At 60.4% G+C, this 13,495-nt stretch carries 4 protein-coding genes; all 4 read left to right on the forward strand.

Annotation, left to right across the window (positions count from 1 at the left end):
- The first annotated feature begins 758 nt into the window (after positions 1 to 758).
- Positions 759 to 956 carry a hypothetical protein gene (locus tag ACTU46_RS06380; RefSeq protein ID WP_443380416.1) on the forward strand — a complete coding sequence of 66 codons (198 nt, stop codon included), beginning with the start codon at positions 759 to 761 and terminating at the stop codon, positions 954 to 956.
- Between the two features lie 3 nt (positions 957 to 959).
- Positions 960 to 7,265, forward strand: coding sequence for a DEAD/DEAH box helicase (locus ACTU46_RS06385; protein WP_443380417.1), 6,306 nt, complete (start codon positions 960 to 962; stop codon positions 7,263 to 7,265).
- Between the two features lie 20 nt (positions 7,266 to 7,285).
- The gene (locus ACTU46_RS06390) at positions 7,286 to 9,634 is read left to right on the forward strand and encodes a UvrD-helicase domain-containing protein (RefSeq protein WP_443380418.1); all 2,349 of its coding nucleotides are present in this window, start codon (positions 7,286 to 7,288) and stop codon (positions 9,632 to 9,634) included.
- 158 nt (positions 9,635 to 9,792) lie between these two features.
- Complete coding sequence (locus ACTU46_RS06395; RefSeq protein WP_443380419.1) at positions 9,793 to 13,482, forward strand: hypothetical protein; 3,690 nt, start codon at positions 9,793 to 9,795, stop codon at positions 13,480 to 13,482.
- Positions 13,483 to 13,495: the final 13 nt, after the last annotated feature.

The raw sequence follows: 13,495 nt of genomic DNA on the forward strand, positions 1-13,495 counted from the left end.
TCGTAGCGTCGCATGACCGGGAACTGGGTCCGGTAGATCATGCACAACTCATCGGCCGTCACCCCGAGGGAGAGAGCAACGATGGCATCGATCTCATTCTGCGCCGCCTGCCGCTCCTCGGCCTTCCGAAGTGGGGTCTCCATTGTCCACGGTTCTCCGATGATCTCCTCCCATAAAGGAGCATAAGCCGAGGTCAAGCAATTAAGACGAAGATACAGACGTGCGGTTTTAGTCCACAGTAAGTTTTCCTGGCCTAATGCAAGTCCTTCAAAGACGGGGCCGTAAAGGTTAGCAATTCCTGTTGATCGAAGGAGAAAGTCGTTGAGGATTGAACTGCTGAATGCCCCAGCAATTACGGAGTTGAGATTAGCCACAGGGCCAGCCGAATGGATTCCATGAATATGCTTTGCCCCGGGGGGAATGATGTTTGAGTAGAACGTCCGAAAACCAGTGGTCGCAGCCATTGCACGCCAGGCGATACGGTAGGTTGCTGCGACTGGTGTTCGGCTATCTTCTGCTCCCCAGTTCCCGTAGTCGTTGTCATAATCATGCTTGACGGACTACTTGCCTGGCCGCTATGGCTTTCTTCACTCGCCTCCTCATCTGCTGCCAGCAACGATTGGGCACAGCCAATAACCCTCACAGTTAGACTGTCTGGAAACTCAATCACATGTATATCCAGTCAGAGTGGTGCCATCATTTCCAGCCTTCTTCCAGTCTGTGCGGCCGAGCACATTGAAAATGGTCTGACCGAGTACTTGACCACCAGCTTCTCCCTGGCTGATGCGACCACGGCCAGCGGGTTAGCGGAGTTCCTCACTGAGGAGCAGCGCACCTGGGTTCACCCCCAATCCGAGGTTGTGTACCTCTTCAAGTATCCATTCCCGGTGCTCGACCGGGAAGCGGACCTGTGTGCCGCCTACGCCAAGTTCGAGCAACAACTCAAGGAGGTATAAGCGGTGTCCACGCTGATCCCTGTCCATACAGCCGACCATATTCTGGAAGGTCTCACGGAGTACCTGGCCACCAGCTTCTCCCTGGCGGACTCGGAAACCTCCGCAGAGCTCAAACGCTTCCTCTCCGATGCCGATTCCGGCATGTTCCACGGCCCCTATGTACGCAGTCGTTTGCCCTATGCGCAGGCAAAACACTGGGATCAGCTACTGGGCTGGCTGCCCAAGAACTTTGTGCCCTATCACCACCAGGCAGAGGCTTTCCAGCGGTTGCGTTCCCAGGATGAGTCCGGGAATCGCCGCCCAGAGCCGACGCTGGTGGTCACCGGCACCGGTTCGGGTAAGACCGAAGCCTTCCTCTACCCTGTCCTCGACCATGCCGCTCGGATGCGAAAGCTCGGGCAAAAAGGGGTCAAGGCCCTACTGCTCTACCCGATGAATGCACTGGCCAATGACCAGGCAGATCGTCTGTCCAAGCTCATCGCCGATAACCCCGCACTCTCCAGCGTTACCGCCGGTATCTACACCGGTGAGTCTCAAGGCGGGGTGAAGACGATGAGCGCGAAGTCGCTGATCACGGACCGCGAAACCATGCGACAGGATCCCCCAGATCTGCTGCTGACCAACTACAAGATGCTGGACCAGCTGCTGCTGCGGACCGCGGACCGCGAGATCTGGAAGAACTCGGCGGATTCCCTTCAGTACCTGGTGCTCGATGAGTTCCACACCTATGACGGTGCCCAGGGCACGGATGTCGCCCTGCTCCTGCGCCGCCTCGGACTGCGGTTGCGGGATGAGCGAAAGGGCAGCGTGATCGATCTGGAAGAAGCCAAACGGCCGCTGGGTAGGGTCACCCCGGTGGCTACCTCGGCAACACTGGGCGCGGATGATGATTTCACCCCGATGTTGAACTTCGCCAAGACTGTCTTCGGTGAGAGCTTCCCCCCAGCGGCGATCGTCTCCGAAACAATGCTCGGCGTTGAGGATTGGCGGGCGGAAATCGCCCAGAACTTCGGCCCCTCTACTCAGGCCGAGGATGTCCGTGGGATCCCCGATGTGGAGACCATCGATGTTGTGCTCAGTGAGATCGCGGAGCAACCACAGGGCGTCACCTATGCGGACCACGTATTCAGCATCTTCTGCAAGCGCATCTGGGAATGCCCGGAAAACCTTGACAGCGCCATCCGAAATTTCGCTACCCATGAGCTGACCAGCGCAATCCTGGCGAACGCTTCTAAAGCCAGACCGCTGACCCGGCGCGCCCATGATCAGCAGACTCCCCTGCCTGAGTTGGTGCTCGGGGCAACGGCTCGTCTGCTGAAGGAAGGCCCCGCCGCAGAGCTCATCACCCATGCATTAACCGCGATCGCCTATCTGCGCGCCGAGCTCGGCGCACGGGATGGCTGGGGTGGAAAGCGTCTGCCTGGGGTGGAAACCCACCTTTGGGTGCGTGAGGTCTCCCGCATTGACCGCGCTATCTCTGCTGTCGAGGAAGGCTCGCTTTTCCGGTGGTCGGATGACGGCCCCCCGGAGGTTGCCGAGGATCGCCCCACCCACTGGCTTCCGGCCTGCTATTGCCGCAGTTGTGGTCGTTCCGGCTGGATGGTCTCACTCGAACCAGGCACTGATGCCCCCATCATGGCCGGCCCGAATATCCGTGCCGGCTCGCTGGCTCATCCCGAACGCCAGCGTCCGTTGTTGGATGCCACCGCTGAGCAGCGTGATGCAATCCAGGCCAACCGTAACGTAGCTGGGCCCCGCGGCACCGAGGGTGAATCTGCGGTGATGTGGCTGCACACCGATTCCCGGGAGCTATCCACCCGCGCTCCCCGCCCCGAGGAGGAAGAGTCCGGGGCGTCGATTCCCGTACTCACCTATTTCGGGCCAGAGGCTGAGCGTTTCGCCCGTGAGCAGCGTTGTCCTTCTTGCGGTGACGCCGATTCGATCCGTTTCATCGGTTCCTCCGTGGCCACCTTGCTCTCAGTGTCCTTATCGAATCTCTTCGGTATGCCGGAGTTGGATAAGGATGAGAAGAAGACCTTGATCTTCACCGATTCGGTGCAGGATGCTGCGCACCGCGCTGGTTTCGTGCAGTCTCGCTCCCGAGCTTTCGCGCTGCGTACTCTGACCCGCCGGGCGGTGGGTGATGCCCAGCTGACTTTGAACCAGCTTCCGGACCGTCTCATGGAGCAGGCTGCAGATGATCCCCGGGCGCGTTTTGAATTGCTGCCCCCAGAGCTGGTGGATTTCCCCAAGTTCAAGGATTCCTGGCATCCGGATGCGACGCCGGCAGCCCGGCGCGAGGGGTTCAAACATGTCCGGCACCGCCTGAGTTTTGATCTGTTGCTGGAGTTTGGGCAACGAGCGGATCTGGCGCGTTCCCTGGCTTTGACGGGTTCGCTGACCGCCAGTGTCAGCATCCCGGAGGCCGCGGCCCGGACCGCCGCCGATGAAGCTCTGGCCAAAGTCGCTGCACCGACCATGGATCTCGGGGAGGGCAACAGGCGGTTGACCTGGGTGCAGGGTGTGCTGGAGATGACCCGCGCCCGCGGTGGCATCAACCATCCCTGGCTCGAGTCCTACCTTCATGATGACGGCAACGCTTACCTGCTGAACCGTCGTCAAGCACGCGCCGGGGGCATCCCCTCCTTTCCACGGGGTGGCTCCCCGGAGTTTCCGCGCCTGGGCCCGCAGTTGACCTCTGCTGCCCGACGCGACACCGGCACCACCCCGATCGGCAGTCCGCGGGCACGCTTTGCCGCCTGGACCTCGAAGCTACTCGGACTGGGGACCCAGGATGCTGCGAACGCCGTGGCACGGTTGTTCGAGGAGCTCGCCCAGCGCGAGGTGCTCAAACGAATCCCGACGAACTCGCAGGGCACCATCTTCGCCCTGGAACCGGAGCAGGTACTTATCGACGCCGCGGGGGCCTCCACGCTGCTCGAGTGCGAGGTCTGCCACTCCCGCTCGGGGCTTGCTACCCCGGTCCGTGAACTCCTCGAGGGCGCGCCCTGTTTCACGCTAGGTTGCACCGGCCGGTTGGCATCAGTGGAGTCGGAGGACAACTACTACCGTCGGCTCTATTCTTCGATGGAGCCGCGCACCGTCATTGCCCGGGAACACACCAGCCTGCTCAAAAAGAAGGATCGTCTGGCACTGGAGAATGCTTTCCGGGCCACCGATGCAGCCGCCCCGAATGCTCCGAATGTGCTGGTAGCCACCCCGACTTTGGAGATGGGTATCGATATCGGCGATCTCTCCACGGTCATGCTCGCTTCCCTACCCACCTCGGTGGCCAGCTATGTCCAGCGGGTGGGCCGAGCCGGCCGTCTGACGGGCAACTCCCTGGTGCTGGCGCTGGTGCAGGGTCGCGGTGCGGTGCTGCCGAAGCTGAACCAGCCGCTGTCGGTGATCTCCGGTTCAGTGACCCCACCGGTGGCCTACCTCTCGGCGGTGGAGATCCTGCACCGCCAGTTCACCGCCTTCCTCATCGACTCCATCGACACCGCCACCGAGGTGCCGGAGCTGCGCTTTGCCATGGACGTGTTCCAGGGACCTTCCCTGGAAACCTCTCTCGTCGCGGTGATCACCGCCCGGGTGCGCGCGGGCATCGATGAACTACTTGATGAATTCATCGGCTCCCTCGATGGTGAAGTCGATCAGTCCACCGCCGATGAGTTGCGCTCCTGGGCCACTGGTGAGGGCCCAGACTCGCTGATCGCCAAATTAGAGACTGCCCGGGCCCAGTGGCGTGATGAGCACAAGGAACTCAGCTACCGGCGCACCCGCTTGGAGGAGCGAATCGATGAACTCGATCTGCGTTCAGATAGCCACGATGATGAGCTGAAGGAAGAAAAACGGATCACGTTGTCCTCCTTGCGGCATGTGCGGGGGCAGCTGGGTGGAGTGGTCCTCGGCCAACACTGGATTGCGGCGATGGAGCGCTTTGGCTTGCTGCCCAACTTCACCCTGCTCGATGACTCCGTGGAACTTTCGGTGGCGGTGTCGAAGTTCAACCCTCAGGAAATGGTCTTCGACACCGAACTCTTCGAGTACTCCCGTGGTGTATCCGTGGCGCTGCATGAGTTCGCTCCCGGCGCGACCTTCTACGCTCAGGGCATCGCCGCGACCATCGATTCGGTGGAGATAGGCCATCAGGGTGCTGCCATTGAACAGTGGCGGTTGTGCCCGGAATGCTCCCACTCCGAGATCCTCCTGCCTGATGGCCCCACCCCGGGAGCCTGCCCGCAATGTGGTTCTCCCGTCTTCGCGGACAAGGGCCAGATCATCGAGGTGCTACAGCTGCGTAAAGTCTCCGCCGAGGTGGAACAGACCCGCTCGATGATCACCGATAACCGCGATGAACGTAACTCCGCCCGCTTCCACACCACCGTCAGCTTCGTCATCCCAGAAGGTGGCCAGGGACCTGGTTGGTACCTCAGCGAGGGCTTCGGTGTGGAGCATCTCAAGCAGGTGGAGCTGCGCTGGTTGAACCTCGGCAAGGGAAACGGGGAGAAGCGCCGACTCGGTGGCCGGGAGATTGATTCCCCGCTCTTCCACGTCTGCCGCCACTGCGGTCACGTCGACTCTGCAGCTGGTGCGAACTCCAAATGGGACCACCGTCCCTGGTGCCCGCACCGCACTGCCCAGGAGGAGGACACCGTGTCCTTCGCCCTGGGTCGGTCGCTCCGTACCCAGGGAGTGCTACTGCTCCTACCTGAATACTTCACCAGCGCCGCGGACTCCCTGGCGGTGCCCAGCCTGATCGCCGCGATCAAACTGGGTTTCAAGGAATACCTCGGTGGCGATCCCACTCACCTGGATGTGGCAACCGTACAGGTCGCGCGCACCGGTGGTGGCGCGGTGGATGCCCTGTTGCTGCATGACCAGGTACCCGGCGGCACCGGTTACCTCACCCAGTTCACCGACCCAGTCTCGGTGCGCAAGCTTTTGGAACTGTCCTGGGCGCGAGTAAGCTCCTGCGACTGCCAGCATGATGAGCGATTGGCCTGCCCCGACTGTCTGCTTCCTTATGCCCGGGGCCGAGCCATTGATGTCACCTCTCGGGCAGCCGCTGAACGTGCACTGCGTTCCATCTTGCTCAATGAACACCATCCTGATGAGAACGTCGATCCGCTGACCAGGGACTGGGAGATCCAGTCGGAGCGGGCGGAACCGTCTGAGAGCTCCCAGTTGGAACTGCGCTTCCGAATTCTGATCCGCGAGGCACTGGCAGCCCGCAACGCCACCATCATTGACCGGGTCGAGACCGGCCGACCCCAGCTCGATTTCACGCTGCCAGGTAGTCAGCGCTGGCGGATGAGTGAGGAATACGACAAGGGCTATACCCGGGCGGATTTCTGGTTCGAGTCACTCAGTGGCCGACACCGGCCGGTAGCTGTCTTCCTCGACGGCGCAGCTTTCCACATCTCGGCCGAACACTTCAGGGTTCACGGGGATATCTTCAAACGATCTCGTCTGACTTGGGAAGAGCCCACCATCATGCCGTGGAACCTGACGAGCGCCGACCTGGACCGCTTCGACGATGATGCCGCAGACCCTCCAGCCTGGTACCACCCCGAGGGAGAAAAACTCGCCCGCAGTAGTAAGGTACTGGATCCTTCTTCCCTACGACTGATGGCCTCATCACCGGTCGATCTACTCCTGGCTTACCTCGCCGACCCTGAAGCTGGGGCATGGCCAGAGCTGGCTGATGCGGCCGCCGCTCATGTCTTCGCCCGGCGCGATCTCTCTCCCGAGGGCACGCTGCTCCGCGGAAAACTCATGGGCAGGATCAGCATGGTGGCAACCCCCGTCAATCGAACCGCGCTGCGCGCGAAGGAACTGCATCTCGATGCTCCTGCCGCCGGGGAACTATCGCTGGAAGTATGGAATACCTTCCTCAATCTGGCAAACCTCATGTGGCTCTCTCCCAATGCGCTCAGCGTCACCACCAACGAGAGCGCGCTTCTGAGCGCGCCGGCCCAGGTGGGCGTCGAAAAGCAGGAAACCAAGGTCACCGCAGAAATCAATGCCGCCTGGCTGCCGGTCCTCGAGGAATTCGAGGGCGAAGACGATGTCGAGTCTGCCCTGCGCACCTTGGCGGAGGCTGTCGCCGTACCGTCCGAGGTCATCGGTGAGGAGCTGGGCTCCATGTCCACCATCATGATCTGGCCGACGCAGAAGATCGCCTTGCTCTTCGACTCCGAGGAAGAAACCGCCGAGGATGCACTCCGCAAGGAGGGTTGGATCCTGCTCCATGCTGATAGCCTGACCAGCAACGATATCCCAGAAACTCTGCTCGAACACTAACCGGAAAGGAGTCTTAACCAATGGCAATCGCAATCGGCATTCATGAATCCCTTGACCTCGACGGGAGCCTGCGCAAACCTACGATGGACTTTCTGCTCAAGCTCGCGGATGACCCCACCGCGCCGGGCCTGCACATCGAGCCTATTGCGAACTCCGCTGATCCCAGGGTCCGCACCGGGCGGGTAAACCTCCAGTACCGGGCTGTCCTCTTCGAGATCACCGAGCCCAACTCACGGAGTTTCATGCTGGTGGGTGTTTATCCGCATGATGAGGGAATCGAGAAAGCGAAGAAGGTGACCCTCCGGGTCAACCCCTTCAATGGTGTCACCGAGCTGATCGAAAAAACCTCCCCGGTTGAACCAGGCAAAGCTGAGATCGAATCACGCCGCAAGGCCGCCGAAGCCGCAGCGGCTGCGGAAGCCGCCGCCCGAAAGCAGGCGGAGAAAACCGAGGTGGTCTCCAAAGGCACCGAAGTAGCCCTGCCGGTCAACCAACCGAGCCCAGGTGAACAACTCACCCAAGCCGGGCACACCCCGGAACTACTGGAAGCCAAACTCGGCATCGACCCCGATGCCACCCGCCTCGTACTCAACCTGGAATCCGAAAGTGCGCTCGATACCGCACTAGCTGCCAGCCCACTGTGGGAACGCGATGCCCTCTCCGGGCTTGTCGCCGGGCTGAGCATCGAGGAAGTCCGCCAGAGCCTCGACATCACCACACGAGATCCCGGGGCCGAGTCCGATGATCGCAGCGAAGATGAACGTCTCCATGAGGGGCTGCAGACCCCGGCCGCCAGCATGGAATGGGCCTACCTTGAGGACGTCAACACCGACTCACTGCGCCAGGTCATCGATTCCCGCGATTTCGACCGCTGGCGAACCTACATTCACCCCGGACAAAAGTCCATGGTCAAACGCGAGTTCACCGGCTCCGCCCGGATTTTCGGCGGCGCCGGCACCGGCAAAACCGTGGTGGTGGTACACCGCGCCAACCATCTGCTCACCCGCGGTGGTTCCCTTAAAGGACTCCAGGATGATTCACCTCGGGTGCTTTTAACTACCTTCACCCGCGGGCTGGCCGATAGCTTGAAGTCCCAGATGAATGTCCTCAACCCGACCTTCCCCGAAGCCTCCCATCCCGGTGATCAAGGCCTCTGGATCGGGGGCATCGACTCAGTGGCCTACCAGGTTCTCGCCAAAGCGCCGATGGCCGAAGTAGGACGTGCTTCCGAATTAGTCCTCGGCCGCGCCGCCCGGCGGGTCAAGGCCTACACAGGTGATGAGGAACGCACCTATTGGCTCGATGCCCTCATGGTCGCCGATCAGTCAGACCTCCCCGGTGAACTAGCCAACACCGAATTCCTCAAGCAAGAATTCGAGTCCGTGGTCCTGGCCAACCAGATCACCTCTGAGAAGGACTACCTTCGCATCGCCCGACCAGGCCGCGGCACCGCGCTCAGCCGTGCCAACCGCAAAAAAGTCTGGGTGATCATCAGCGCCTACATGAATGCCAGCGCCCGCGACGGCAAGCTTGCCTGGCCAGCTCTCTCAGCAGTAGCTGCGACCCTGCTGGACAACCGCGCCGCAGATGGTGGCTCACGACTGTTCGACCATGTGTTGATCGATGAAGCCCAGGACTTCCATGCCGGGCACTGGCGATTCCTCCGCGCCTGCGTGGATAAATCCGCCAATGACATTTTCCTCGCCGAAGACTCCCACCAGCGCATCTACGGCCAGCACCATGTGCTCAGCCACTTCGGTATCTCCACCCGCGGCCGGGCCTCAACCCGTTTGACGCTGAATTACCGCACCACCCGGCAGAACCTCGATTACGCCTTGGGCATGCTCACCGGCGAATGGGTCGACTCCGAAGGCGAAGACGACACCATGCTCGGTTATCGCTCCGCCCGCTCCGGCCCACTGCCCAGGCTTTACCGCTTCGGATCAGAGGCAGATGAGTTCGACGCCGCCGCCGAACTGATTGGGAACTGGCAGGAAGAAAACCCCGAAGCCCGGATTGGTATCCTCGCTCGCAGCCGCCCGCTGATCAACCGTGTGGTCAACGCTCTGGCGGACCACGGCATCTCCGCGGTAAAGACCAAAAACGCCGAGCTCGCGGCCCACGAAACCGTCAGTGTGATGACTATGCACGGTGCCAAGGGCATGGAATTCACCCACGTGATCATGCTCGGCATGGGCAGGGACCTACTCCCCCAGCAACACCAGCTCAGGGGGCTGGGCGAGGGCGAGCGCAAGGATGCCCTGCAACGTGAACGTGCCCTGCTTTATGTAGCGGCATCCCGCGCCCGTGATGCGCTGGTGCTGACCACGCACACCGAACCGACGGAATTGCTGCCGGTAGCCGGGTGAGGCTGGGGGTAGTTGCGCAGGGAAGAGCAGCTGCCATTGACCATTTTCCGCTGTGCTGATCCACACATATGTTCCACTTTGAGATGTGAATGCACACGGCAAGTTATAAGGTTGAATGAATATTAGCCCAATACTTTTCATCGAAAGAACCTACTTAAATGACTAGTGGCAGACGAGAGAAGACGGTCCGCGATTTCGTTCAGGAATTAGACGGAACCGGAACCCTCACAGAGAAGCTCGAGGCAGCGAACCGCATCCTCCACGAGCGGATCTCCCCCATCGACAACCGAGGCAAAAAGGTCGAGCTCCCCGACCCACTGCTGGCTGTCGACCTGCAACTAAACACGGAGGAATACCAGTGGCTCATTGAGCTACTCAGCGAGGCGCTTAAGGGCGCGATCAAGTATCAGAAAGCCCTGGAGAAGATGTTCTCCAATTACCCCATGATATTTATTGCCGCGCTAACCGGCACTGCGCTGCTTGATACCTCGGATAGCTACTGGGAGAGTTTCTGGCGTCGGATGCGGATCCGCACTCCAGATCCCCTCTACAACCTGCTCCGCCGGGAACTCAACCGTGAGCTGAGCCGAAAAAAGCTCGCCACCTTCAGCAATGCTGACCTGATCGGCAAAGACTACGTCGGAACCATCCGGTTGCACGCAGGCATCCCTACCCGGGACCTCGGGTTCCTGCTGGAGCTCATCGACGAGACCAGGACTCAGAACCTCACATTGGCGCATTCGGAAGGATTCGCTGCATATGCGGTGAACTCCCTTGCAAGTGACCGGGGTGGGCACCCCACATCACCCGCCCTTCGGTTGCTTGCTACCCACCTCCCAGTCCGCGCCACCGATATGTTTGCCCGTGTCTACGAGATCCACGAGTGGTATCACGGCCTCGAGGACAAGACTGAGACAGAAATCTTCGAAGGCACCCATGGGTTACCGGAGCCCACCTTCCATTTCCTCCTAAAGCTGCTCAGCGGCGAAGTCGATGAGCAGGCGGGTGTGGTTGAGCCGACCGGCGCAGTGACGTACCCGGCTCCCTATCTTCACCTCGATCCGAACCTCCTCGAATTCCACCTGGTCTTCCCCGAGGCGCCCCAGGTCAGAAGTACCGAGCGCACCGCTCCGGAGTGGACCGTTCTTATAGATGATGCACCGACCACCGTGGTGCCCCGGGAGGACTGGTCCACCGGTGGTTATGAGGAACACCGCTTTCCGCTGACCAAGCCCTTCGCAAAGCTGGCCGTGGTCGTTCCCAACGGTGGTACCCATACACTCGTGGAACACCTCGGGCCCAAGCGCCCGATGCTCTTTCTCCGCCCCAGTGGTCACGTGCTCAAGCACCAATCAAAACTGAGCAGCCGTGACACCATCGCTATCCTGCCCGCAGCAGCTGTCATCAGCGCCAGCACTTTGAACGGCCACGGGTTCACCGCCCAGGACCTCGGCCCGATTCACGGCTGGCAGGACTGGGTGGCCCGCGAATTACCGCTCGAATACGTCAAGTCTCTCACGGTTTCCTACCTCGGCAATCGCGAGCGCGTCAAGGTCAACCGGGCCAACGGGGAGATTTGGATCGAAGAGGGCACCACAGTTGCCCATCTCAAGGGCCCCGACCAGATGCCGGTGTACCGACAGACCCCCCGACTCCGGATTCCGGAAGATAATTCCACCTGGGTCCTCCGCTACTACCAGTTACTCCCCACCGGAGAACGGCTTCCCATGGATGCCTACGAAGTCGAAGATGATCTCCGCAGCAACGCCTTCGAAGTCTTCGATGCTGCCGATGATCCCTGGGTAGGCAGGTTCCAGGTGGAAGTATATAAGGATGCCAAACTCCGGGACCGCCGCTCCTTCAATTTGGCGGAAGGCCTGGATCTCAAACTAGGGTTCCGAAAATATGAAGTCAACGGCCAGTTCCAGGTGCCGGAGCAGACTGATAAAGGCCCTTCCCTCAGCAAAGCGCTCGCTGAGTTCACCTCCGAAGGGGTCTCTGGACTGCGGCACCCTCAGGGTCCGAAGGAAATTCACACCGAAAGTCCTTCCCAGACATTTACCATCGCCAGCGCCGAGGACCCGGCGGCGTACTCCCTCGATGTGAAGGTAGACGCGCCCCGCCTGCAGTATCGCCTGCCACTTCGTGATGAGGTGGCCCCCTGGTCCGCCTCACTGCAAACCTTCAATTTTGACGAGCTTACTGACTCCGAAGACTTCCAGTTGCGTTTCCCTTCCAAGGTCAATGAGGTCGAACTGGTGGTTTCCGAGATTCTCCGCCAGGGCCGCATCGGGCGCAGCGAACGCATCAGCCTCAGCCGCAAGGGCAACAGCCATGTCTGGACGACCCCGCTGACTCGGATCAGCTCCGCTATGGAATCTGAGGCTCAGTACGCCGTAGTGGCAATTTGGAAGGTGCTCACCATCGATGAGTTCATCTCCGAAAAAATGAGTAAATGGGCTCGCAAAGACCGGTTCGAACTGCCCCGAGATCAGCGGCGCGATCCCCGGGAAGCCGCCCATGCGCCGCTTTTCTACATGAGTAAGAAGCCACTGCTATCAGGGGCTCAGATCAAGGGAGACCAGCTGGAATTGACTCTGGGACGAGCCACCACCCAACCCCTGGAAACCTGGGTGTGGTTGGTTCATAAACCCCTTGATCCACCGGTGCAGGTGCCTATGAACAAACTTACGGGCACCATTCCAGCAGAATTGGTGGGCGAAGGAACGCTGATCGTCGAAGCCCGGGAAGAGGCTTTCCTCTCTTTCTGGCAACCAGAATCTCCCTCCCCACGTGCGGTGGTCGCCGATCAATTCTCAACTCTGGAACCCCACCTTGATCCCTTAATTAAGCACCGCTGGCTTTTCGCCCAGAACACAGAGCGCGAGCTCCTACCCAATGAGGTTCAGGTGGTCTGGGAGGCCCGCGACAAACTGCACCACGTCCTCGGCCGCCGGGAAAACCAGGAGATCCCCAGTCTGCATGCCTTCGATGAGGCCAGCAGCACGTATCTGCTGCGCGCCCCCCGGGTTTCCCTCGAAGAGCTGGACAAGAGCTCGATTCCACAGGAACGTCATTTTGAGGCCTTCCTCAGATCTGGGTTAGTGACCAAGTCCTTCAGCGCCTGGGACACCGCCGGAGACATCCACCCGGTGCCATGGATCGGTCTGATCCAGGAGATGAATGATCTCCGGGTCCTGCGTTCCCGCCTCGCCACTGATACTTCGCTCTACGCTGAGAGAGCAGAATCCGAGCATTATATCCGCTCAATCGGCGGCAATGACCTGTGGCAGATATTCACCGGTGCCAGCACCGGTGCACCGGTAATTCGCAAGCACACACCCAGCGCCGTCGAGCTGAGCATGATCCGTACTCAGGGAGTGGAATCCACCCAAGAGCAGCTGAGAATCCAAGCATTGGGTTCCGCTTTCATCTCGGGAGATTCCCGGCTCTTAGCTCAATTGGAATGGTTAGACCACCGCCGCGATCTAGCCACCAACCCACGGTTGCAGGAACTCTTCGATGCCGCCTCCCGCTGGGAGAATCTCATCGATCATCTCAATGATCCAGAGCTCAAACGGACCGCACTCGATCTCTCTAAACTTCATGAAGGCCAACGCCACAGCGACCTGGACAACTGGCTCTACGTTCCCTACATCTCTTTCGTGTTCAGTTTCCTCGCCCGGATGCTGGCACACGGCCTAATTCGGCCGGTCGCCGAGCTCCGAGAACTCCGGCACGCCTGGGCCACGATGTCACGCCATGTCCCGTCCCTCACCGGCTTCGATCTAGTGGCGGCAGAAGCTGCCGCACTCTATGCCGCTAGTTTCGCCACCACAAACATTTAGTAAATGTTCCCTA

Origin of the sequence: Corynebacterium sp. A21, assembly GCF_052266655.1 — a bacterium.
Lineage (GTDB): Bacteria > Actinomycetota > Actinomycetes > Mycobacteriales > Mycobacteriaceae > Corynebacterium.

Coding starts and splice junctions, on each gene's coding strand:
- ACTU46_RS06390 (WP_443380418.1), top strand. CDS start 7,286: ATGGCAATCGCAATCGGCATTCATGAATCCCTTGACCTCGACGGGAGC.
- ACTU46_RS06395 (WP_443380419.1), top strand. CDS start 9,793: ATGACTAGTGGCAGACGAGAGAAGACGGTCCGCGATTTCGTTCAGGAA.